The organism is Corynebacterium propinquum DSM 44285, from assembly GCF_000375525.1.
In the GTDB taxonomy this organism is placed as follows: domain Bacteria; phylum Actinomycetota; class Actinomycetes; order Mycobacteriales; family Mycobacteriaceae; genus Corynebacterium; species Corynebacterium propinquum.
This window is the reverse complement of record NZ_AQXC01000001.1, coordinates 169,965-194,427: the sequence shown is the minus strand read 5'-3', so window position 1 is coordinate 194,427 and position 24,463 is coordinate 169,965. Positions and strand designations below refer to the sequence as shown.

The 24,463-nt window shown below is 54.2% G+C and carries 19 protein-coding genes; 16 read left to right on the top strand and 3 right to left on the bottom strand.

What is annotated here, in order from left to right:
- Nucleotides 1-65: 65 nt before the first annotated feature.
- The 6 genes from yajC (at nt 66) to B142_RS0100865 (ending at nt 8,266) form a co-directional block, all read left to right on the top strand.
- Nucleotides 66-476 (top strand): preprotein translocase subunit YajC, encoded by a 411-nt coding sequence (gene yajC / locus B142_RS12780; protein WP_018119655.1) that lies wholly within the window; start codon nt 66-68, stop codon nt 474-476.
- A gap of 64 nt (nt 477-540) precedes the next feature.
- Complete coding sequence (secD, locus tag B142_RS0100885; RefSeq protein WP_018119654.1) at nt 541-2,349, top strand: protein translocase subunit SecD; 1,809 nt, start codon at nt 541-543, stop codon at nt 2,347-2,349.
- A complete protein-coding gene (secF, locus tag B142_RS0100880) occupies nt 2,342-3,484 on the top strand; it encodes a protein translocase subunit SecF (RefSeq protein ID WP_018119653.1) in 1,143 nt (380 codons plus the stop codon). Before secD ends, secF begins: the two co-directional genes overlap by 8 nt.
- Before the next feature lie 216 nt (nt 3,485-3,700).
- Nucleotides 3,701-5,323: an ABC transporter substrate-binding protein gene (locus B142_RS0100875; RefSeq protein ID WP_244264079.1), complete on the top strand. Its 1,623-nt coding sequence runs from the start codon at nt 3,701-3,703 to the stop codon at nt 5,321-5,323.
- A gap of 67 nt (nt 5,324-5,390) precedes the next feature.
- Nucleotides 5,391-5,957 carry an adenine phosphoribosyltransferase gene (locus B142_RS0100870; protein WP_018119651.1) on the top strand — a complete coding sequence of 189 codons (567 nt, stop codon included), beginning with the start codon at nt 5,391-5,393 and terminating at the stop codon, nt 5,955-5,957.
- Nucleotides 5,958-5,974: 17 nt separating this feature from the next.
- Nucleotides 5,975-8,266, top strand: a complete 2,292-nt coding sequence (locus tag B142_RS0100865; protein ID WP_018119650.1) for a RelA/SpoT family protein — start codon at nt 5,975-5,977, stop codon at nt 8,264-8,266.
- A gap of 155 nt (nt 8,267-8,421) precedes the next feature.
- On the opposite strand, the gene B142_RS0100860 is transcribed toward B142_RS0100865, so the two are convergent.
- Both B142_RS0100860 and B142_RS0100855 read right to left on the bottom strand, forming a co-directional pair.
- A complete protein-coding gene (locus tag B142_RS0100860; protein WP_018119649.1) occupies nt 8,422-8,790 on the bottom strand; it encodes a hypothetical protein in 369 nt (122 codons plus the stop codon).
- An 81-nt stretch (nt 8,791-8,871) separates the two neighbouring features.
- Nucleotides 8,872-9,738, bottom strand: a complete 867-nt coding sequence (locus tag B142_RS0100855) for a peptidylprolyl isomerase (protein WP_018119648.1) — start codon at nt 9,736-9,738, stop codon at nt 8,872-8,874.
- Between the two features lie 181 nt (nt 9,739-9,919).
- Here B142_RS0100855 and tpx point away from each other — a divergent pair, with 181 nt between their 5' ends.
- From tpx to hisS, 3 genes are read left to right on the top strand one after another with little or no spacing between them, the layout of a single operon-like run.
- Nucleotides 9,920-10,420 (top strand): thiol peroxidase, encoded by a 501-nt coding sequence (tpx, locus tag B142_RS0100850; RefSeq protein ID WP_026167714.1) that lies wholly within the window; start codon nt 9,920-9,922, stop codon nt 10,418-10,420.
- 59 nt (nt 10,421-10,479) lie between these two features.
- Nucleotides 10,480-11,151 carry an MBL fold metallo-hydrolase gene (locus B142_RS0100845; RefSeq protein ID WP_018119646.1) on the top strand — a complete coding sequence of 224 codons (672 nt, stop codon included), beginning with the start codon at nt 10,480-10,482 and terminating at the stop codon, nt 11,149-11,151.
- Between the two features lie 11 nt (nt 11,152-11,162).
- Complete coding sequence (gene hisS, locus B142_RS0100840) at nt 11,163-12,437, top strand: histidine--tRNA ligase (RefSeq protein WP_018119645.1); 1,275 nt, start codon at nt 11,163-11,165, stop codon at nt 12,435-12,437.
- Here hisS and B142_RS0100835 read toward each other — a convergent pair.
- The gene (locus B142_RS0100835; protein WP_026167713.1) at nt 12,434-13,843 is read right to left on the bottom strand and encodes an L-serine ammonia-lyase; all 1,410 of its coding nucleotides are present in this window, start codon (nt 13,841-13,843) and stop codon (nt 12,434-12,436) included. The two genes, hisS and B142_RS0100835, sit on opposite strands and share 4 nt — an antisense overlap.
- Before the next feature lie 405 nt (nt 13,844-14,248).
- Here B142_RS0100835 and aspS point away from each other — a divergent pair, with 405 nt between their 5' ends.
- The 7 genes from aspS to B142_RS0100800 all read left to right on the top strand — a co-directional run bounded on the left by aspS (nt 14,249) and on the right by B142_RS0100800 (nt 24,392).
- On the top strand, nt 14,249-16,066 hold the full coding sequence (gene aspS / locus B142_RS11455; protein WP_039733557.1) for an aspartate--tRNA ligase: 1,818 nt from the start codon (nt 14,249-14,251) through the stop codon (nt 16,064-16,066).
- 85 nt (nt 16,067-16,151) lie between these two features.
- Nucleotides 16,152-17,363, top strand: a complete 1,212-nt coding sequence (locus tag B142_RS0100825) for a phosphotransferase (protein ID WP_018119642.1) — start codon at nt 16,152-16,154, stop codon at nt 17,361-17,363.
- Between the two features lie 80 nt (nt 17,364-17,443).
- Nucleotides 17,444-18,784, top strand: coding sequence for a replication-associated recombination protein A (locus B142_RS0100820; protein WP_026167712.1), 1,341 nt, complete (start codon nt 17,444-17,446; stop codon nt 18,782-18,784).
- 132 nt (nt 18,785-18,916) lie between these two features.
- Nucleotides 18,917-21,589, top strand: coding sequence for an alanine--tRNA ligase (gene alaS, locus B142_RS0100815; RefSeq protein ID WP_018119640.1), 2,673 nt, complete (start codon nt 18,917-18,919; stop codon nt 21,587-21,589).
- A 143-nt stretch (nt 21,590-21,732) separates the two neighbouring features.
- A complete protein-coding gene (gene ruvX, locus B142_RS0100810) occupies nt 21,733-22,290 on the top strand; it encodes a Holliday junction resolvase RuvX (RefSeq protein WP_049148380.1) in 558 nt (185 codons plus the stop codon).
- Between the two features lie 25 nt (nt 22,291-22,315).
- A complete protein-coding gene (gene mltG, locus B142_RS0100805) occupies nt 22,316-23,515 on the top strand; it encodes an endolytic transglycosylase MltG (RefSeq protein WP_018119638.1) in 1,200 nt (399 codons plus the stop codon).
- On the top strand, nt 23,469-24,392 hold the full coding sequence (locus B142_RS0100800) for a shikimate dehydrogenase (protein WP_236658171.1): 924 nt from the start codon (nt 23,469-23,471) through the stop codon (nt 24,390-24,392). Before mltG ends, B142_RS0100800 begins: the two co-directional genes overlap by 47 nt.
- Nucleotides 24,393-24,463: the final 71 nt, after the last annotated feature.

Sequence of the window (24,463 nt, the reverse complement as noted above, 5' to 3'; positions counted from 1 at the left end):
CTGAACGGACTATGGAATAGCTACTAAGTAGCATTGCCTTAACCGCGTCTGGCACACTATGGGGCATGGATATTGTTCTCATTATTGCTCTGTTGGCCTTGTTCTTGTTGCCATCATTTTTCATGATGCGCAAGCAGCGGAAACAGCAGGAAGAACTGCGTAGTTTTCAACAGGCGTTGAACCCGGGCGATCGAGTGATCACTGCCGGTGGCATCCATTTGGTATTGACGGATATTGGCGAAACCACTGTTACAGGAGAAATTGCTGCTGGCGTCGAGGTCACTATGGAAAAGATCGCTATTTTGCGTCCCGCGGATCAGGTGAGTCCGTCGCAGAATGCTGCAATCCACCCGGAACACGCGCACGATGATGCCGCGGAATCCACCGGCAGCGACCAAAACCAGGATGATGCCGCAGATGCACAGGGTGGCGGGGGACTTCCACAACACCCAGAAAATGATGATCGTAATAACTAAAGACTGACCGCGGTGCACATGTGCGCATTCGTAGGTTTATTAATCGCTTTCAGGAGAAACTCCCTTGCCGGAACCAAATACTAAGGCCAATCGTGGCGGTAATTCCCGCACGTGGCCTGCCAAGGCAATAGCCTGGTTCATCGTCATCACAGTGGCGTTATTTTCCCTTATTTTGTTTACGGGTGATAGACACGCAACACCCCGTCTAGGCATTGATCTGCAGGGCGGTACTCGCGTCACGCTCGTTCCGCAGGGGGATGAACCAACCCAGGATCAGCTGGATCAAGCGCGTGCAATTTTGGAACAGCGTGTCAACGGCATGGGCGTTTCTGGCGCGCAAGTCGTTACCGACGGCAATACTCTGGTGATTACTGTGCCCGGAGAAGACACAGCCCAAGCACGAGCAGTCGGGCAGACGTCGCAGCTGCTGTTCCGTCCAGTTGCGCAGCAACCAGCTCCGAACCCAGCGGAGTTGACTGACACCCTCGGAGAAATGGCCAACCGCTGGGTGGAATATGGATTGCTCGACAAGCAAGACGCAGAAGCAACCATTAATCAACTTTTCGCTGCTTTCGAAGAACAAGCTGATGACGCAGCCGCTGCTGGTCTGGGAGAAAAGCCAAAAATCACGTCCTCTGTCAAGCCGGAGCCGGAAAACTCTTTGGAACAAGCCGAGCGCCGCGACGAAATTACCGAGATGCTGATTGCTGATCGGCAGTCGGAAGATCCAACGACGCAAGCCGCTGCCAGTGCTCTGCTGACCTGTGAAGGTGACGTTGATCCGCTATCCGGTGCTGATGATCCGGCGAAACCATTAGTGACGTGCGATTATGAGCAGGGCCAACCGTATTTGCTACAGCCTGCGCCATTGCTTAACGGGGTCACCGATCCCGAAGGTCCACGTTTGACGGGTAACGAAATTGATACCAATAGCCCGATCAACGGTGGTTTTAACCAGCACAGTGGTCAGATGGAAATTTCATTCGCGTTCAAGACTGGGTCCGGTCCGTCCGGTGCGCAGACTTGGGCTGACTTGACGGAAGACTATCTGCAACAGCAGATTGCGATTACGCTCGACTCCAATGTGATTTCCGCGCCAGTGATTCAAGGCGTCACGCCGTATGGTTCGACGACCTCGATCACCGGGCAATTTAGCCAGGAAGAAGCCCAAGAGCTAGCGAATAACCTGCGCTACGGCGCCCTGCCGCTGTCATTTGTTGGAGAAGACGGCACTCCAGGCGGTACGGCGGAGACGGTTCCGCCTTCATTGGGGCAAGCCGCGCTAAAGGCTGGACTCATTGCCGGCCTGGTGGGCCTGGCACTGATCGCCGTCTACGTCTTTTACTATTACCGCTTGTTAGCATTGGTGTCGCTAGTGTCCCTTGCTGCAGCAGGTGTTATTACTTATGCAGCGATCGTTTTGCTGGGCCGTTGGATAGGCTATTCCCTGGACCTTTCCGGAATTGCTGGATTGATCATCGGTATCGCCACCGCAGCTGACTCGTTTGTCGTGTTGTATGAGCGCATTAAAGACGAATTGTTGCAAGGGCGTACTTTCCGTTCGGCAGCACCACGTGCTTGGGAGCGTGCTAAACGCACCATCGTGACTGGTAACGTTGTCACTCTCATCGGTTCTGTGGTCGTCTATTTCCTCGCCGTCGGTGATGTCAAGGGATTCGCGTTTACGCTGGGAATCACGACTGTATTTGATATCGTCGTATCCTTCCTGGTCACCGCACCATTGATGATTATGGCTGCGCGAAAGCCGTTCTGGGCAAAACCACAAGTCAACGGGCTGGGCAAGGTATTTGACTTGGTCGAAGAGCGTCGTGCAGAAGCCGAAGTTGCGGATGAGGAGAAAATCCATGGCTAAACAATCTCTTGTCAACCGTTTGACCACCGGTGATGGCGGCATCGACTTCATTGGTCGGAGTAAACTCTTCTATCTCATTACAGCGGCATTGATTCTGATCAGCCTGGCATCGATGTTGTTTCGCGGATTCTCCATGTCAATCGACTTCGAGGGTGGAACACGGATGACGATGCCTGCTGGTGATTTAGTCGCGGAGGAAGTCGAAGAGACCTTCGTCGAGGCAACCGGCGTAGAACCAGAAATCACGCAAATCGTCGGCTCCGGTGATTCCGAGACGCTCGAGATTACCGCTGAACACCTGTCGCAATCGCAAATTGATGCAGCTCGTTTGGCCATCTATGAAGAGCATGAACCCAAGGACCACACCGGTGCGCCGTCTCCGGATGCCATTGGTGATTCCACAGTGTCGGAATCCTGGGGCGATACCATTACACAGCGCATGTTGTTGTCCATGGTTGTTTTCTTGGTCTTCGCAACCATCTACGTCGCTTTCCGTCTGCAAAAATACATGGCACTCGCTGCAATGGGCGCACTTATCGTCGACGGTATTGTGATTGCGGGCATTTATTCGCTGTTTGGCTTTGAGGTCTCGCCAGCTGTGATCATTGGTTTGCTGACTGTATTGACGTTCTCCATCTACGACACCGTCATTGTTTTTGACAAGGTGAATGAAAACACCGAAGGCGTTACCGCTTCTCGACGCGCTACCTACGGTGAAGAAGCCAATCGCGCGATTAATCAGACGGTAATGCGTTCGATTTCGACGTCTGTTATTTCCGCACTGCCGATCATCGCGCTGTTCGCCGTTGCGGTCTGGTTGATGGGAATCGGTACTTTGCGCGATCTGGCGCTCGTCCAATTAATTGGTGTCATCGAAGGTATTTTCTCGTCAATTTTCTTGGCGACGCCATTGCTGGTCTCAATTGTTAATCGAAGCAAGAAGATCAAAAAACACAATCAAGAAGTCGCAGAATACCGTGCCCGTGGGGACGTCGATGGTGAATCAGGCGAAATCGATAATGACATCGAACATCGGACCATCGCATCTCCGGAAACGACTGCCGTCGCGGCACCAGCACGCGAAAGCTTTCAAACCCCGCACAGCACGGGCGGAAGCACCTGGCGCCCCGAATAGCGCGCGTTGCCACGCCCCTCGTCTAAGATTGAGGGGCGCGTCCGTGGACGTGCCCGCAATCAGGCAGCAGCCCGAAACCATTGCACAGATGAGGACCACTTGGCTATGACCGTTCTCTATGATTCGGACGTGAGACACTGCAGACGCGCCAACAGGCTATCGCGAATCCGGCGGCTAGGAGCCTGCGCGGCGAGCCTGAGTTTGGCTGGCGTCTTGGTGGCATGCGCCGATGAACCGGCTCCGGAGGCCGAAGAGCACTCAGGCTGGATTAGCACGGTGGCTGACGGGCAACAGGAACTGAATTACCAGTCCTCGTCCCCACTGACAACGACCAATGCGGGCTCCATTACCGGTAGCTCGACGGCAGCGCAGCAACTGTCGGCACGTCTGTATCCGGGTGTCTACGTTCCGGGGCCACACGGGCAGCTGATTCAAAACAGTGATTTGATCAGCGTGCGGTTTTTACCTGATATTAAGCCTCAGGTCATTTACACGATTTCCGAGGATGCGCAGTATTCCGATGGTGCTCCGATAACGTGCACGGACTTTTTACTGGCCTATACTGCGGGCGTGATGCCGGAGCTTTTTTCATCACAATTGCCATTGATGCAACATGTCGATGAATTTGAATGCCAGCCGGGGGCCGCACGGTTTTCTGTAAAGTTCAAGGAGGGTGCAGGGAAGCGCTGGCGTGAGCTCTTCTCGCCGGGAACTGTGCTACCCGCACACGCGATTGCTTCCCGCGCAGGCATGCCGCTTACTGAGCTGCATCAGGCTTTAGAAGACCGCGACGTTGAAAAATTGTCTGAGCCGGCAAGAATATGGTCCGAGGCCTTTGCCTTGGATAACTTCGATCCCTTACTACAAGTATCTGCCGGTCCATTTCTGTTGGATCACGTGAGCGATGAAGGGGCAGCGATTCTGGCCCGCAATGAAGCTTATTATGGTGACGATGCACAGCTCGCGAGCCTCGCGGTGTGGCCTGCTCGTGCTGATTCAGGGAAGCTATTGGAACAAGACTCCCTGGATATCGCGGATATTAGCCAGGTGAACCCTGAATGGTTGGATCGTAATGCTGCTGGAGCCAATTTCACCATTCAACCTCAGGTCGGAGAACTCACGGATGCGTTGTTGTTGTCCGAAACCGGGATCTTTGCAGAACCTGGCAGTCGCCAAGCGTTCGCGGCGTGCATTGATCAAGGTGCGGTAGCAGAGACGTCGTCAAGAGTCTCCGGTGTTGAGGTCGGACCCGTGCTGTGGCAAAGCATTGAGCACGAGGACCCGGTGCGGCATCATTTGCGGGATATTTCGGAACCGCATGCTGGCGTGGATATTGCTAAGGCGCGCGAATTAGCAGGACAAACCATCCGCGTAGGCTACCGCGGGCAGGATAAACGCTTGGCAGCCATGGTAGAAACAATTGCGCAGCGGTGCCGGGAAGCTGGAATTGAGGTCGTCGATGCGGCACAGGCAGAAACCACAGCACAAGATTTGTATATTGATGATGTGGACACTGCAGGAGATGGCTCTGTAGCGGAGGACTCTGCCGAGGAAGCTACCAAGCAGTCCGAGGGTGACCAGCCTGGCGAAAGTCGAAAAGTTGATGCCTATCTGGGCGCGGTATATCCACCAAATCTCGATGCACGAGCAGCTGTACACATTTCGGGCATTGATGCTCTGCGCCGAGCGGAATCCGCTATGTGGGAAGAGGTTTCTATGATTCCGTTGGCAGCCCAGCCACGGGTTTTTGTGATCAACCGCGATGTCACAAGTGCCGTGCCTTATACTGGAGAATCGGCGATCGGGTGGAATATGGATCGCTGGCAGAAAACCGGATAATCGCGCTGTCCATTAACTGCGTCGTCAATAAGCCGTCAATACGAAGCCAACCTTGGGAATTGAGACTGTGACTGAACTTGCTAGAACAACCACTCTCGTCGACGCGCAAAACGTATTGGATGACAAGATCAGGCGGGTCAAAGACTTCCCGCAACCAGGGATCGTTTTCGAGGATCTCACGCCAGTGCTTGCGGATCCACAATCATTTGCCATGTTGGTCGATGCATTAGCCGAACAGTGTGCGGCCGCTGGCGCAGAGATTATTGGTGGTTTGGATGCTCGAGGGTTTTTATTAGGTTCCGCTGTTGCATACAAGCTCGGGCTAGGGATTTTGGCAATCCGGAAAAAGGGAAAGCTGCCGCCCCCAGTCCATAGTCAGGATTACAGCCTGGAATATGGCAATGCTGCACTGGAAGTGCCCGCCGACGGGATCGATTTAGACGGCAAAAACGTTGCGCTTGTCGACGATATCCTCGCCACCGGCGGCACCCTTGGAGCAGCGAAAAAACTGCTGGCTAACTGCGGTGCAAATATTGTTGCAAACGTCGTTATTTTGGAAATTCCTGGTCTCGATGGGCGCAAGATGCTCGGTGACGATAATCTGGTAGTCATCTATCCACATTCGGCACGCTAGACCGCGGAGATGTACCTATGACGGACAATAAAGCAGCGAAACGATCGTCCCCCAGCGTGCGCAGCATGTCCGCACGGTTGGCAAGGTCGCTAACTTCCGGGAAAGTCAAGATTAAACCGGTTCTTGAACCACTGATGTCTATCCACCGGGAGTTTCACCCGAAGGCAGATGCGGACGTTATTAACCGTGCGTATGAGACGGCAGAACGCCTGCACGAAGGCGTTACGCGCAACTCGGGGGATCCGTATATCACGCATCCGCTAGCGGTAGCCACAATTGCTGCTGAGATCGGTATGGACACCACGACAGTGGTGGCTGCTTTATTGCACGATACGGTGGAAGACACCGATTATTCGTTGGATGATCTCACCCGTGACTTCGGCGAGGAGGTTGCTCGGCTGGTTGACGGGGTAACCAAACTAGACAAGCTAGCTTTTGGCAGCGGTGCTGAGGCGGAAACGATCCGCAAAATGATTGTCGCGATGTCGCGGGACCCACGCGTGTTGGTCATTAAGGTTTCGGACCGGCTGCACAACATGCGAACGATGCGCTTTTTGCCGCCGGAAAAGCAAGCGAAAAAGGCTCGCGAAACCTTGGAAATCATTGCTCCTTTGGCACATCGTTTGGGCATGGCCTCGGTGAAATGGGAATTGGAAGATCTTGCCTTTGCCATTTTGTACCCCAAAAAGTATGACGAGATCGTGCGGATGATTGCCGATCGGGCTCCGCAGCGTGATCGTATGCTGGCCGAGATTACCGCAGAAGTTACATCAACGCTGAAAGACAACGGCATTGAAGCTGAGGTACGCGGTCGCCCAAAACACTACTGGTCTATCTATCAGAAGATGATCGTGCGCGGCCGAGATTTTGCTGAAATCTTCGATTTAGTAGGCATTCGTATTTTGGTTAATGATGTCAACAGCTGTTATGCAGCCATCGGAGTCGTCCACGGACTTTATTCTGCTCTGCCGGGGCGTTTCAAAGACTATATCGCTCAGCCTCGTTATGGCGTATATCAGTCGCTGCACACCACAGTGATTTCGGGTAGCGGCAAACCTTTGGAAGTCCAAGTTCGGACCCACGAGATGCATCATAATGCGGAATATGGAGTGGCTGCACACTGGCGTTATAAAGAGCTGAAGGGTAAAAACAGCGAAAAAGACGCCGAGGTTGACCAAATGGCGTGGATGCGTCAGCTGCTCGACTGGCAAAAGGAAGCGGCTGATCCCAACGAATTTCTCGATTCGCTACGCTATGATCTCACGTCCAACCAGATATTTGCGTTTACGCCGAAAGGCGACGTGGTTACGCTTCCGGCAGGTTCCACCCCGGTTGACTTCGCTTATACCGTGCACACGGAAGTGGGCCACCGCTGTATCGGCGCTAAAGTCAATGGCAAGCTCGTGGCCTTGGAATCCAAGCTGAATTCTGGTGATCGGGTAGAGATATTCACCTCGAAAGACCCGAATGCTGGACCGTCGCGAGACTGGCAGAATTTCGTTGTCTCGCCGCGCGCTCGCGCAAACATTCGCCAGTGGTTTGCCAAAGAGATGCGCGAGGTGCATCTGGAAGCAGGTAGGGATGCCCTAGCGGCGGAGATACAGCGAGGTGGTCTTCCACTGCACAGGCTGTTTACGACGTCTTCGATGAAGCAGGTGGCCACCCAACTGCACTACCCGGATATTGATGCGCTGTACACCGCGATTGGTGCTGGCCATGTGTCGGCGAAACACGTGACGAACCAGTTGATGGCCATGTTCGGCGACCAAGAAGATGCTGTGGATGCGTTGGCAGACCGCACGCCGTGGAGCCAGTTGCTGGAATCGAAACAGCAAGCCACTGGGCAGGAAAAAACCGGCAGTGCGATTCTGGTCGAGGGTAACCCTGATGTGATGGCGAAGATCGCGAAGTGTTGCCAGCCGGTGCCTGGTGATGAGATTTTCGGTTTCGTGACACGGGGTGGGGGTGTTTCCGTCCACCGGGCAGATTGCACGAATGCCACGAAGCTGCGTGATGAGCCCGAACGGGTGCTCGAGGTTACTTGGGCCAACAACGTCGATACAGAAGGGGCATTCAGTGCAACTTTGCAGCTGGAGGCTTTGGACCGGCAGGGGCTATTGTACGAGCTAACTGGTATTTTCCAGCAGTCAAGTTTGTCGGTGTTATCGATGAATTCGCAGTGCTCGGAAGATCATGTTGCAACAGTACGCTTCACCTTTACCGTATCAGGGAGCAAACAGCTTGGCGCGTTGATGAATACCCTGCGAAATACCGAAGGTGTATTCGACGTTTACCGTGTGACTGCATAGAAAAACCACCCGGTGAGTAATCTCAAAGATTACTGACCGGGTGGTCAATTTAGGTAGCCGCACGTTCACATGGCGCACGGCTAAGCGCCCGTGCATTGCGTAAATGCTGCGCTAAGAAATTAACCGAATAGACATTTCGGCACTCAATGCCCTCGTTAGATCAGCTTCAGAGACTTCAAGAAAGCAAAGATGGTGCTGGCTGCACCAACTACGCCCGAAATGGCCTTCAGGACTTGGTTCAGCTTATTGAAGTCAAAGCCGCCCTTGCCTTCACCCTCGGCGCTGGAGCCAGCAGGGGTGGAAGAGCCGTCGGTGTTGCTTTCTTTGTTCTTGGCGGTGGCGTCGGTGCCCTTCTCCTTGGTGCTGTCAGTGTTACCGGAGGAGCCGAAGAACTCTTCGACGCTGGATCCGACTGGGGCCTTTGCAGTCTCTTGAGCGATCGCTGGAGCAGCGGTCAGAGCGGTGGTGGACAGGGCGAGTGCGGTGGCGCCGGCCAGTACGGCCTTACGAGGAGAAAACTTCATGCTTCCTGAATTCCTTAGAGCTTGATGTGAATGGAACATATACAGCATAAACTACCAGAAACCTATTTGCAAGGGTTTTCGTTAAGATTTTACGGTCGCTTTTTTAATCCGTACTTCTTCGGCAGGTGCACCATCACCGGCGCCGCTTTCTGTGCCAGCTTCCGCGACGCTGTCCAGGGTTTTCAGGCCCTTATCGTCGATCTGTCCGAAATAGGTGTAATTAGCCTGCAGTGGTGAGTCTTCGTAGTTTAAGAAAAACTGCGAACCATTGGTGTCTGCACCCGCGTTGGCCATTGCGATGGAACCGCGTGGGTAAATGACCTGGGTGGATGCTGCTTCGTCGCCAAGCTCATCTGTTGGGTATTCGTTCGCGAACTGGAAGCCTGGGCCACCGGAGCCTTGACCGGTTGGGTCTCCGCACTGCAGCACGTGGATTCCTTCGGTGGTCAGACGGTGGCACACGGTGTCGTCGTAGTAGCCGGCGCTCGCTAGATGCTCGATTGCGTTTACTGTGCATGGAGCGACTTCGCGGTCTAGTTCCATACCGATGTCGCCCTGGGAGGTCTCCAGAGTGACAGTGACATTTCCACGGGCGGAGACATTATCTGTCTTGGGCAGACCGGCATCGCCTGTAGCAGTCTCGCCGTCGTGTTCGTTATAGGTACAGGTGACAGTCTCCGGAAGTTGTTCGCTACGCTCCAGCGCAAGTGCTTCTGCCTCTGGAGATTCTGATGTGGTGGTCTCTTCCTCGGCGGTAAGGTCTGCGTCATCGCCATCACGAGTTGCCAATAGCCAGATGCCACCGACGAGTACGACAATCGCCAGGGCTGCAACCGCGGCGACTCCGAGTGGGCGCGATTTTTCTTTTCGTTCGCGAGATTTCAAGGACTTTTCGAGTTCGTCGAGCGCCTCGGCGCCTCGTTGTTTGTTGCTGTGTTGCTTATCCACTGTTCAACTTTCTAGTAGCGGTAACTGCGCTCAGGGACCTGCCGAGCCAAAACCCAATGGCAGACCCAGGGCACGAGTACAGATGATATAGCGGTCTGCGCGGTATTTTAACAGTGCTGGCTATGAATTCCTGACTATGTTTTAGTGGCAGCGCGGGGCCTATGCCACTATTATGGCGGTCATGGCTATTACTAAATTCCAAGATCAAGAAACCGCAACCGTTAGTGACTTGCCAAAAGTTGGCGACAAGCTGCCTGACTTCACCGTCGTTGGTTCTGATCTGCAAGAGTTCTCTCCAGCTGATTTTTCCGGCAAGAAGCTGGTACTCAATATCTTTCCGTCTTTGGACACCGGTGTGTGCGCTGCTTCTGTGCGCCGTTTTAACGAAGAAGCAACGAAGCTTGACGACGCCGTGGTGCTGGGTATTTCCGCTGACTTGCCGATGGCGCACGGCCGATTCACCGATGCTGAAGGCATCGACAACGTGAAGACGGGTTCGGTGTTCCGGTCCAGTTTTGGGCAGGACTATGGCGTGCAGCTCGATGGGTCGCCGCTGAAGGGTTTGCTGGCTCGTACTGTTATCGTGACCGATGCTAATCACACGATTACTCACGTGGAACTGGTCGACGAAATCACCACTGAGCCAAATTACGACGCTGCATTGGAAGCGCTGCAGAACTAATTGTGATTTGTCGTTAACCGCTGCCTACTGTTTGTTGGTGCGGTAGGTAGAATCCTGACATGGAGATTTCCGGATTCGCTGCAGGCCCTTATCAAACCAATTGTTATATCGTTTCCGAAAACGGACACGCGATTGTGGTTGATCCGGGAATGCACTCTTTCGACCGCGTAGTTGCTGCAACACAGTCGTTGCACCTCGACGCGGTTTTTCTCACCCATGGGCATTTTGACCACACGCGATGTGCTGGCGATTTAGCCAGAGAATTTGACATCCCAGTTTATATTCATGCTGCCGATGAACTGTGGCTTGGTGATATGTCGGCGCTGCCACAACAAATGCAGGCACTTTTCGACGTTGCCAACATGGTTCCGATCGCTGATTTGCGCACTATTGGTAGCGCTGAAGCCCGTACCGCTGACAACGTGCGTGATGAACCCAGCACGATAGAACTTTTGGGGCGCGAGTTTTTCGTCTTGCATGCACCAGGGCATTCGCCTGGTTGTGTGATGCTGGGTAGTGACAACATCCTGTTTTCTGGTGATGTTTTATTCCGGGGCGCGGTTGGGCGCACGGATTTGCCGTTTTCTGACCCGCAAGCGATGAATACCTCATTGCGCGAGGTCGTGCTGAACCTGCCGGATGATCTGCATGTGCTACCTGGTCACGGACCAACCACGACCATGAAGCATGAGAAATCTACCAATCCATTCCTGGCGCAGCTAAGGGGCTAAACTGGTTTGCTGTGAGTACTTCGAAATTCAAAGCAGCAGCCCCGAAGGGTGTACCGGACTATATCCCGCCGCAGTCAGCGACGTTTGTGAAAGTGCGCGATACGTTAGTGCATCACGCGCGGCTTGCGGGATTCGAGCACATTGAGCTTCCGATTTTTGAAGACACCCAGTTGTTCGCCCGCGGTGTGGGCGAATCCACCGACGTTGTTTCTAAAGAAATGTATACATTCGCCGATCGAGGCGACCGTTCCGTGACTTTGCGCCCGGAGGGTACTGCCGGTGTAGTGCGTGCGGTCATTCAACACGGAATTGACCGTGGCCCCCTGCCTGCGAAATTAGTCTATAACGGCCCGTTTTTCCGTTACGAACGCCCGCAAGCAGGCCGCTACCGGCAGCTGCAGCAGGTTGGCGTTGAAGCGATTGGCGTGGATGATCCAGCGCTTGATGCTGAGGTTATTGCGATTGCCGATCGCGCCTATAAAGCACTGGGGTTGCGTGGATATCGACTGGAGATCACGAGTCTAGGCGATCACAAATGCCGTCCGGCATATCGGGAGAAGTTGCAAGAATTTTTGTTCCAGCTTGATCTCGATGATGAGACCCGCAAGCGCGCAGAAATTAATCCTTTGCGGGTCTTGGATGATAAACGCGAAGAAGTCCAGCGACAGCTTGTCGACGCACCGTTGATGATCGATCACCTTAATGATGAATGCCGCGCGCATTTCGATGCGGTGACCGGCTACTTGGACGATATGGGCATTGACTACACGATTAACCCGCGTATGGTTCGGGGATTGGATTATTACACGAAGACGTGTTTCGAGTTCGTCCACGATGGTTTGGGTGCGCAATCGGGTATCGGCGGCGGTGGACGCTATGATGGCCTGATGGCGCAGCTTGGCGGTCAGGAATTGTCGGGCATTGGATTTGGTCTCGGCGTGGATCGTGCGCTCTTGGCTTTGGAGGCGGAAGGCATCACGCTGGAAGGTACTGAGCAACGAGTGGAAGTCTTCGGTGTTCCGCTTGGTGCAGCAGCCGGTGCCCAGATGCCAATCGTGTTGAACTCTCTGCGGCAGGTCGGCATTTCTGCGGATATGGCATTTGGTGGCAAGGGCATGAAGGGTGCCATGAAAGCGGCTAACCGGTCCGGCGCAGCATTTGCTCTGGTTCTGGGGGAGTCTGAGCTTGCCGACGGCGTTGTGGCTGTGAAGGATCTGGCAGCGCACGAGCAAACCGAAGTTCCAGCAGCTGAGCTGGAACAGTGGCTGTTAAACAAACTGCGCTAGCATTCCACCTGGCTGACGGTAAAGCCGAGGGTTTTCGCAAGGCCGCCGATGGATGTCTCCTTGTATTTTGAGAGCATATCGCGGCCGGTTTCGGCCATGGTCTCGATAGCATTGTCGAGCGTGACGTGGTGAGTACCTTCACCGATCTTGGCAAGTCGGGCAGCGTTGATTGCTTTGACTCCACCAATCGCGTTGCGCTCGATGCACGGAATTTGTACCAGTCCGCCAACTGGGTCGCAGGTTAAGCCGAGGTTGTGCTCAAGCGCAATCTCTGCTGCGTTTTCTATCTGGGCTGGGCTGCAGCCAAACAACTGCGCCATTCCGGCAGCTGCCATCGCCGAGGCAGATCCCACTTCACCTTGGCAACCGACTTCTGCGCCGGAAATAGATGCATTCTGCTTGATGATCATGCCGATTGCGCCAGCGGTCAGCAAATAACGTCGAGCAGATTCGTGGGTGAAATGTGCCTGGAAGTCGCGGGCATAGTGCAAGACAGCCGGGATGATGCCACAGGCGCCGTTGGTGGGTGCAGTGATTACGCGGCCACCGGCGGCGTTTTGTTCGTTGACGGCCAACGCATAGAGGTTTACCCAGTCCATTGCGTGAAATCCGTGCGAGGTATCGTGACCGCCGTCGAGAAGCTGCTGATATACCTGGTTTGCACGCCGAGGTACGTGCAGTCCACCGGGTAAGTGACCTTTGGCGGCGATTCCTTCGGTGACACAGGAACGCATGACGTTCCATACGGTGAACAGGTGCTCATTGACAAAGTCAATGCCGCCGTCGCTTTTGTGGAGTACCTTTTCATTAGCCTCGACGAGTTGCCAGATCTCCAAGCCCGATTCTTCGCACATGCGCAGAAGTTCTTCACCGGAGCTAAAAGGATAGGGTACCTCTGATTCGCCATCTACCGCTGCCATACCGGCGGGTACTTCATCGTCTTTTTCCACTTCGGCATCGAGTTCTTTGCGTGTGAGGATAAACCCGCCGCCGACTGAGAAATATTCGGCGCCGTCGACTACACACTCGTCATTGTTATCCCAGGCACTGAATACAACGGCATTGGGATGCTGGGGTAGCGGTTCGTTGATGAATTCAAGTTCGTAGTGTATTTCGCCATCTGGGCCCTGTGCAGTGCCCGCCGTCGGGATGGGTTGATCTGCGCGTGGCTCGGCATCAAGGGGGACGTCGAGTGGATCCCAGCCAACTAGGCCCAAGATAACAGCGCGGTCACTAGCGTGTCCACGGCCAGTAGCAGCAAGGGATCCTCGTAGCTGGGCTTTCACACGGTGTGGGGTAGCCGGAAGGGAATCAACGAAGGCTTTTGCCGCGCGCATAGGTCCTACCGTGTGTGAGGATGATGGGCCGATCCCGATCGAAAATATGTCAGTCACGCTAATAGTCATAGAAGTGCTCCTTGTTCCTCATCGCTCCGCAAAAGTGGGAGAGTGCTGGAGTGATAAGGACTACGCTTGTTTGTTCAACAATTTGCTGGGAATGCTTCCCTAGTCTACGTGCCAACGTTGTGGGCTAGCTAGGTATTTCGGCAGCACGCTCTAGCTTGGCAAAAAATAATCGACTGACTCCAGTGAAAGACGCTCCCAGGCCACACCTGCACGGGTTAAACTGCGGGGCTGAAACAATGTAGGATTGGGAACAGTTTCATTCAGGCTCAGTGCTGTCGGTCACGCTGTAATCCTGGCATGCTGCATCCTTCAGTAGCGCGCCAGGCTGCTGCGCGGCTGGCGATATCTTTGGAATACTACACAGATAAGAGCCACCCGACCCGCATGGAAGGATCTTCGATAATCGTGCTGCGCACACATTCAGCAGGCCAGCTTGGCAAAAACCTCGCAGGGGATTCGGTGACCCTCGCCGGATGGGTTGCCCGACGCCGTGACCATGGAGGCGTGATTTTCATTGATTTGCGGGATCACTCTGGGTACGTGCAAGCTGTCTTCCGCGATTCGCAGGTAGCCGAGCAAGCTCACACTTTACGTTCGGAATATTGCATCGCAATCACAGGTGAGGTCGAGCCTCGCCCAGAAGGTTCGGAAAACCCGAACCTGGCTTCTGGTGAGATTGAGGTCAACGTCACCGAACTCAAGGTCTTGTCGACGTCGGATGCATTGCCGTTCCAGGTGGAAGATGCCTCATCTACTGATGTCGGTGAAGAAGCACGTTTGCGTCACCGGTACCTCGATTTGCGACGGGGAAAGCAGGCAGACGCGCTGAAACTGCGTTCGCGCGCCAACCAGGCCGCACGCCGCGTGCTGGATAAGCATGATTTCTTAGAGATCGAAACTCCAACACTGACTCGTTCGACGCCAGAAGGTGCACGTGACTTCGTCGTGCCAGCACGACTGAAGCCAGGCTCTTGGTATGCGCTCCCGCAGTCGCCGCAGCTGTTTAAGCAGCTGTTGATGGTCGCTGGCATGGAGCGGTATTACCAGATCGCCCGGTGTTACCGCGATGAAGATTTCCGAGCAGACCGGCAACCGGAATTCACGCAGCTGGACGTCGAGATGTCGTTCGTCGATCAAGAAGACGTGATTGCACTGGGTGAGGAAATCGCTGCAGAGCTGTGGAGCCTCATCGGCTACGAAATTTCCCGTCCAATTCCGCGCATTACATACGCCGAGGCGATGCGGAAATATGGGTCGGACAAACCAGATCTACGCTTCGATATTGAGATCACCGAGTGTGCTGAGTTCTTCCAGAACACGTCATTCCGCGTGTTCCAGAATGAGTATGTCGGAGCCGTCGTCATGCGTGGCGGCGCTGACCAGCCGCGTCGACAGTTAGACGCGTGGCAGGAATGGGCCAAGCAGCGTGGTGCTAAGGGCCTGGCCTATATTCTGGTCGGTGAAGACGGCACGTTGTCTGGCCCAGTGGCGAAAAACATTACCGATGCTGAGCGCGCTGGCATCGCCGAACACGTCGGCGCACAACCGGGTGACTGCATTTTCTTCGCCGCCGGTGATACTCGCTCCTCGCGTGCCTTGCTGGGCGCAGCCCGTAATGAGATTGCACGCAAATTGGGTCTCATTAAAGAAGGCGACTGGTCTTTCGTCTGGGTCGTGGATGCTCCATTGTTTGAGCCAGCGGAGGCCGCAGTTGCCGATGGTGACGTTGCGCTGGGCAATTCCAAGTGGACTGCAGTACACCACGCGTTTACTTCACCAAAACCGGAATGGATTGACACCTTCGACGAAAACCCAGGTGAGGCTACCGCCTATGCGTACGATTTGGTCTGCAACGGCAACGAAATCGGTGGCGGATCAATCCGTATCCACAACAAGGATTTGCAGGAACGCGTGTTCAAAGTCATGGGTATCAGCGAAGAAGATGCTCAAGAAAAATTCGGATTCCTGTTGGAGGCTATGAGCTATGGAGCACCTCCACACGGCGGCATCGCTTTTGGCTGGGACCGCATTGTCTCTCTGCTTGGCGGCTATGATTCCATTCGCGACGTCATCGCCTTCCCTAAGTCTGGTGGTGGCGTTGACCCATTAACTGATGCGCCTGCTCCGATCTCTGCTGCGCAGCGGAAAGAAACCGGCGTTGATGTCAAACCAAAGGCCAACAAAGCCGGTGGACAGAGCACCGAGACCGACAAAGCCAAATAGGTTTTCGACCTTATCATGTGTCAATCCAGCCTTTTATGCACTCGATATAAGAGACTCGGATTGACCACTTCATGGAGTGACAACAGTGCCTAGCCAGGAACAATTAGTAAGCATCGCCGAAGATCTTCTTTCGCACCGTTTTGGTGGTTCACAGCGACTAGAAGACGTGGAGGTGCTTGCAGGTTCTGGTGAATCCACGGTGCTGCGTGCCCGCGTAGCAAGCCAACCATTCTTGCAGTATCGCACGGTAGTGTTGAAATTTGTCCCCATGATCGGTGAGGTGCTGTACGACGCCGCCTTGATGCGTGAAGTAGTTGCCTATCAGTTCACCACCGCATTGCCGGAAAACGTGCGTCCTGGACCGATGCTGCTCGCGCATGATATTGACCAACGCCTGGTGGTCATGACTGATTCTGGCGACGGCGATACTTTCGACGATTTACTGGAAACCGCGAAACATGAAACGCGTGGTCATATCCTGCGGAACTTGGGTAGTTCGTTGGGCCGCATGCACGCTGGGACAGCGGAACGGGAGAAAGAATTCGATATTCTCATGGCCCGGATGCTGAAGCAGCACCCACAGTTCGGGGAAAATCAAGAGGTCCGGGATGATGCACTTCAGCAGTCCATCCTGTTGGGTGAGCAGATTCTGGAGCAATCAGGATTTAGTGTTCCGCAAGCTTTCCACGATGCCGCACAGGTTGCTCGGAAACGTGTGGTCGGAGGATCTGCACGCGCTTTCACACCGTTTGATTTATCGCCGGATAATATTATTGTCGCCGAGAAAACGCATTTCCTGGATTACGAGTGGGCAGGTTTTCGCGATGTCTCCTTTGATATTGCGTGCGTGGTGGCCGGATTTCCACAATTTGTCTTCACCCACCCAATCACCGATGAAGAAGCCGATACCTTTATTTCTGCCTGGAAGAGGGAGATCAAGGAAGTCTTTCCCAACTTGGTCGAGCCGCACAACTTGCATGCGCGTGTGCTGGCTGCCCTCGTGGGGTGGGGCTTATCGACGCTTGCGACGATGTCGGCCGGAAATCTGAGTGGTGTTGTTGGCATGGTGCAGAAAGGCGAGGATATTTCCACTGATTTAGATCAGGCGGCAGCGTTACTGCGCACTGGTTCTGCCGATAGTTTCAGTGACGATGAACTATTGGCTAGGCGCGATATTTACGAGACGTTCGAAGCAATGTCGCGTTTTGGAGATAACGGCACGGAAGACACGAGTGCGGAGATTGCAGAGTTTGCCCGCAGTATTGCTCAGCGCGTCGAAAAGCCTGGCTGGAAATAATGAGTCAAGATTCGCTGTTCGGCGGAGCCTTACATGGAGTTAACTCCACCTCCAACCACCAGGACAATTCCGACGCAGAGATGTACGAACGTTTTCAAGGATCTGCTCTTTTCCAATCAGGTGCAGACGCGCCGTTGGCAGCTCGGATGCGGCCCGCGGACCTGCGCGAAGTGCTTGGCCAAGGCCACCTGCTTGATGAGGGTAAGCCTCTCCGGAAACTCGTTGAAGGACAGGGACGTAGTTCTGTCATCCTTTACGGCCCTCCGGGAACCGGAAAAACCACCATTGCTTCTCTCATCGCTTCGCAGATGGGGCACCATTTCGTTGGCTTATCGGCTTTGGATTCTGGCGTAAAACAAGTTCGCGAGGTTATTAGTGCTGCACGTCGTGATGCACAACATGGGAAACGGACCGTTTTGTTCCTCGATGAGGTGCACAGATTTTCCAAAACACAACAGGATGCTTTGTTAGCGGCTGTGGAAAATCAGACGGTGTTACTCGTGGCAGCGACGACGGAAAATCCGTCATTTGCGGTGGTGTCACCGCTGTTATCCCGTTCGTTGCTGCTGACACTCCAACCGCTCGACAAAGCTGAAATTGCTGAATTGGTCCAGCGCGCGGTGACTGATACCCGAGGATTATCTGGTCGGGTTCGCATTGCGCAATCAGCTGTGGATGATATTGTGCGGCTGGCCGGTGGCGACGCCCGCCGGGCACTGACGTATTTAGAGGCAGCGGCTGAAACTGCAGAAAGCGCGGACACCGCAGAAAACGCTGCGAAGCCTGAAATCACTTCCGACATGGTTGCCCAAAGCGTCGATACGGCATTGGTGCGCTATGATCGCGACGGCGACCAACATTACGACGTCACCAGCGCTCTTATTAAATCGATTCGCGGTTCTGACGTCGATGCCGGGTTGCATTATTTAGCTCGAATGATTGAGGCGGGCGAAGATCCGCGTTTTATTGCAAGAAGGCTGGTTATTCTAGCAAGCGAGGATATCGGCATGGCGGATCCGCAATCCTTGCAGGTCGCTGTGGCTGCGTCGCAGGCAGTGCAGCTTATTGGTATGCCAGAAGGAAAACTCACGTTGGCTCAAGCCGTCATCCATTTGGCGACGGCTCCGAAATCAGCAAGCGTGAATCAGGCGATCACTGATGCTTTAAATGATGTACGCGCTGGTAAGGCAGGTACGGTGCCGGCACATTTACGGGACGGCCATTATGAAGGCGCAAAGCGCTTAGGCAACGCGCAAGGTTATCGCTATCCACACGATGATCCGCGCGGAGTCCTGGAACAACAATATATTCCAGATGAGCTCCAGGATGCGGTGTATTACCAGCCGACGGATCATGGTAACGAGAGCCGTATTTCGGAATATCTGGGCCGACTGCGTAGGTTGGTACGAGGCAAGAAATAACCCCGCTGGGGCACTTAGTACACTCGGTGCTGAACGTATTAGCGGCAAAGTACAGAATATGCAGTGTGCAAGTTATACAGCATGCGCCGAGTGCTGTGTTCAGCGTGTTAGTAACGAAAAGGAATAGACATAGTGCAAACCCACGAAATTAGAGATCGTTTTACCCAGCACTTCGCCAAACGAGGCCACGAAGTGGTACCGAGTGCCTCGTTGATCCTAGACGATCCCAACCTGCTGTTCGTCAATGCAGGTATGGTTCCTTTTAAGCCGTATTTCTTGGGGCAGCAAAACCCTCCGTACGAAAATGGTACGGCCACTTCGATCCAGAAATGCGTGCGCACCCTGGATATCGATGAAGTCGGTATCACTACCCGGCACAATACTTTTTTCCAGATGGCGGGAAACTTCTCGTTCGGCCAATACTTCAAAGAAGGCGCAATTTCCAACGCTTGGGCGCTGTTGACAAATCCGCTTGCCGACGGCGGCTTGGGGCTTGACCCAGAACGTTTGTGGGTCACCGTGTATGAAACCGATGACGAGGCCGCTGAGATCTGGAACAAGGTGATCGGCGTGCCAGACGAACGCATTCAGCGCATGGGCGTGGAAGATAACTACTGGCACATGGGGGTTCCGGGACCTTGCGGTCCGTGTTCCGAGATTTATTATGACCGAGGCCCAGAATATGGCGCGGAAGGCGGGCCATCCGCCGACGAACACCGGTACATGGAAATTTGGAACCTCGTGTTCATGCAATATGAACGCGGAGAATCGACCGGGTCAGGCAAAGGCGACTTCGAGATCCTCGGGGAGCTTCCTGCGAAAAACATCGATACCGGTCTAGGGATTGAGCGTTTGGCGTGCTTGCTGCAGGGTGTCGACAATGTCTATGAAACCGATCTGTTGCGACCAGTAATTACTGCCGCTGAAAAGTTGACCGGCGCCTCCTATGGGGCCGAGCAAGATAACGATGTCCGCTTCCGCGTGATTGCTGATCACTCGCGCACTGCGATGATGCTGGTTTTGGATGGAGTCACGCCGTCGAATGAGGGGCGGGGTTATATTTTGCGTCGTTTATTGCGACGTATTATCCGTTCTGCTCGCTTGCTCGGGGCTCAAGGCGAGACCATCAAGACCTTCATGTCGACGGTCATGGACACGATGGAGCCGTCGTATCCAGAAATTGCTGAGAGCCGAGAGCGCATTCTCGCGGTCTCATCCGCTGAAGAGCGTGCGTTTTTGAAGACTTTGGAATCGGGAACCAGTCGTTTCGACGAAACCGCACAACAACTCAACAAGCGCGGCGAGAAGGTCCTGACTGGTGCCGATGCCTTCTTGCTGCACGATACCTATGGTTTCCCCATCGACCTCACCATGGAGATGGCAGCAGAAGCGGGCCTTGAGGTCGACATGGACGGCTTCGAGACGGCAATGGCAGAGCAAAAGGCTCGCGCGAAGGCAGATAACAAGGCTAAGAAGAATACTCATGCCGACGAGTCTGTGTACCGCGAATGGGTTGACAACCAGCCGACAGAATTTGCTGGCTATTCGGAGCAGGCAACCAATTCGACGATTATTGGGTTAGTACGCGATGGCCAATCCGTGACGACGGCCCACAGCGGCGATAACGTCGAAGTCATTTTGGATGTTACCCCGATGTATGCAGAATCGGGTGGCCAGTTGGCTGATCGGGGCACGATTACCGCGGGTGATGCCACGGTAGAAGTTACCGACGTACAAAAGATCGCCAAGAAACTGTGGGTGCACCGGGGGCAGTTGCTTGGGGGATCACTAGAGATCGGACAAACGGCAACCGCAGAATATGACCAAAAATGGCGCCACGGAGCACGCCAAGCGCATACCGCCACGCACCTGATTCACGGTGCGCTGCGTGAGGTTTTGGGGCCGACTGCTGTGCAGGCTGGATCTATGAACCGACCGGGATATTTGCGTTTTGACTTCAACTACACGGAGCAGTTGAGCCCTGGTCAATTGGAGGAAATTGCGACGATCACCAACCAGGTAGTCGACGCTGATTACCAGGTTAATACGCTAGAAACCTCGCTTGATCATGCGAAGGATATGGGTGCTCTCGCCTTGTTTGGTGAAAATTATGGCGAGCGAGTGCGTGTCGTAGAAATCGCCGGTCCTTTTTCGACTGAGTTATGCGGCGGTACCCACGTCAGTCACTCATCGCAGATTGGTCCGGTCTCTGTACTCGGTGAATCATCGGTTGGCTCTGGGGCGCGGCGCATTGAGGCCTATTCCGGTTTGGATGCCTTCCGCTACTTCTCACAAGAGGCTGCCCTTGCCCATGGCGTGGCACAGTCGCTGAAGGCGAAGCCGAATGAGGTGCCCGAGCGCATCGAGACCTTGACGCGGAAGTTGAAAGAAGCGGAAAAGCAGGTTACCGCGCTGCGGCAACAGCAAATGGCTGCTAAAGCCGCGGAATACGCTAATGATGCGGTTGAGGTTAACGGTGTTGCTGTAGTGAACGCACAGCTTCCGTCAGAGGTTAATGGTGGTCAGCTTCGTTCTATTGCGGCAGATATCCGTAACCGGATGCAAGGCCGTCCAGCGGTCGTAGTCTTGGCTGCAGACAATGCTGGGAAAGTGCCGTTTGTGGTTGCGCTAAACCCAGAAGCGGTCGACAAGGGTTTGGCGGCAGGTAGCTTGGTGTCGATTTTTGGGGGATATGTCGGCGGTAAAGGCGGCGGTAAGTCAGACATGGCTCAGGGGTCCGGCAGCCAAGCAGCCGGAATTGAGCAAGGTTTTGCAGCGTTGCGTGACGAAATTTCTCGGGCATAGCATGCCAAGGTTTGCTTTTGCGCCTGCCGATCGCCGATTTGTTATCGTTTAGTTATAGAATAAGCGAGCACAACGGAGCATCGGCAGGTTTTTGCCTGCAGCGTCACGTGGCGCGTGCCGTAATCGCTAATACTATTTCGGGAATGGAAAGGGAGATCGCATACGTGAGCAAACTCGAGCCAAACGCTCCCAGCGTTGATTCGCCTCGGCATTCCCAAGTTATCGAGGGGCGGCGCATCGGCATTGATGTTGGTACAGTCCGCATCGGTGTTGCCGCGTCCAATAGAGAAGCTACCTTGGCATTTCCTGTGGAGACGGTACAGCGAGAAACTGGATTTAAGGATCGGGACCAGGAAGACATCGATCGGATTCTGGAGCTTATCTCGGATTATGATGCTGTCGAAGTCGTGGTAGGTTTGCCCCGAGATTTGCAGGCGCATGGCTCAAAGAGCGTCAAGCACGCGAAAGAAATTGCATTTCGTATCCGACGCCGTCTGCGTAACACAGGTTCTACTATTCCCGTAGTGTTTGCCGACGAGCGTTTGACGACGGTAGCTGCAACCCAGGCGTTACGAGCATCTGGAGTATCAGAAAAGGCCGGCCGATCGGTGATTGACCAGGCAGCCGCCGTGGAAATTTTGCAATCGTGGTTGGATTCACGCGTATTGGCACGTCAGCGTGAGAACGACTCTCCGAACTAACCCGAATAAAGAAGAGATAACACACATGAGCACACAGACGCGCGTGCGCGTAAGACGCAGCATTGATCCCAAATATGTGAAACGTCGGCAACGGGGTCTTGCTGTGCTAATCGCCTCTTTCATCCTGATTATCGGAGTGAGTGCCTATATTGCATTCAACGTCATATCCGGCAACCGAGGAGGCGCCGCAGTGGATGACTTCGACGGCGACGGTAACGGTGTCGTGGCTATGGTGCAGATTAAAGAAGGCGATTCGATTTCATCGCTTGGACCGGAGCTAGAAGAGCGCGGAATTGTGGCGTCGGATTCGGTCTTCCAGACTGCCGCGGCCAGCAATCCTGATGCCGGTAACGTGCAACCTGGTTTCTACCGTTTGGAAGAAGAAATGAGCGCCCAGGCTGCGGTGGCGGCATTGCTGAACCCCGATAAACAAGTAGAGCTACTTGATGTGCACGGTGGCACCACTCTGCACGATGTGAATGTTAAGGGTGGAAACATCCGTGAAGGTATTTACACGCAAATTTCCAAAGTCAGTTGCTCTGGTGGCGATGACAGTCAGTGTGTGAGCACACAGGAGTTGGAATCGGTAGCTGCTAACACCGATCCTGCAGATCTTGGTGCACCCGAATGGGCGCTGGAGCGTGTACGTGAGCAAGGTTCTGATCCGAAACGCCTCGAGGGGTTGATCGCTCCCGGACAATATGTCATTGATCCGAATATGGACGCAGAAGAGATCTTGACTGATCTGGTTACGCGGACGACTAAGCGCTATAACGACTCGAATATTGTTGAGAGGGCTCGTGCGATTGATCTAGCGCCTTATGATTTGCTTATCGCAGCTTCGCTGGTTGAGCGGGAGGCACCGGCAGGTGATTTCGATAAGGTTGCACGCGTCATTCTTAATCGCCTGGATGAACCTATGCGCTTGGAATTCGATTCTACTGTCAACTACGGACTAGACGACGTCGAACTCGCAACCACTGATGAAGACCGTGCGCGAAAGACCCCATGGAATACTTACGCAATGGATGGGCTACCGGCCACACCGATTGCAGCGCCCTCGGATGGAGCGTTGCATGCCATGGAACATCCAGCTGAAGGAAATTGGCTGTTTTTCGTCACCGTCGATGAACAAGGCACCACGGTGTTCAACGATACCTTTGAAGAACATTTAGAAGATGTCGATCGTGCACTCGAATCCGGAATCCTGGACCATCATGAATAGGATCCAAGCTGCGTCGAGTGCTAACTCGGACTTTCAGTTTCCGAATGATTCGGAACGGGATGTACCTCATCGCGTTGCGGTACTTGGTAGTCCGGTAGCTCATTCGCTATCGCCGGTGTTGCACAATGCCGGATATCGTGCGCTTGGCCTGAATGGCTGGCACTATGATCGCTGTGAAGTAGGCAAGGGACGGCTGGCCGATTTTGTGGCACAAGCTGATGGCTCGTACCGCGGATTTTCTGTTACGATGCCAGGAAAATTTGAAGCCCTGCAACTTGCTGATCACGTCAGCGGTCGTGCCAACATGATTGGCACCGCAAACACCCTGGTGCGACGTGATGGCGGGTGGTTTGCCGATAATACGGATGGCGACGGAGTACTTGGAGCACTCGGGGAATTATTTCCGAACAACAGTGGCTCGTTAGAGCATGTTGTGGTCCTGGGTTCTGGCGGTACGTCACGGCCGGTCCTGTGGGCTCTGGGTACGTTGGGAGTTCGGGAAGTCACCATCGTTAACCGCAGTGATCGTAGCAGCGAGTGGGCGCCGCTCGCCGAGTCCATGGGAGTGGCATGGAATATCGCTACTTGGGAAGACTCATTAGAAGACTGCGACGCTATTATTTCTACAGTGCCCGCAGACGCTGTAGCCGGTCACGAACGGCGTCTGGCCCACGCACCAGTCCTTGATGTCATTTATGACCCCTGGCCGACTCCATTGACGATTCAGGCAGCATCCAATGGGCATCGCAGCGTTGGCGGGCATGTCATGCTGGCACACCAGGCCTTTGGCCAATTTAGACTCTTCACAGGGCTTCCTGCCCCGAAAGAAGAAATGTGGGCTGCGCTCGATAGAGAGTTGAATTCTCAGAAACCATAAGAATTGTTGCTTTCGGGGTTGTCGGTTTTCTGACTTACGGGTAGGGCGGCGCTACGGAAATTCCCCTACAC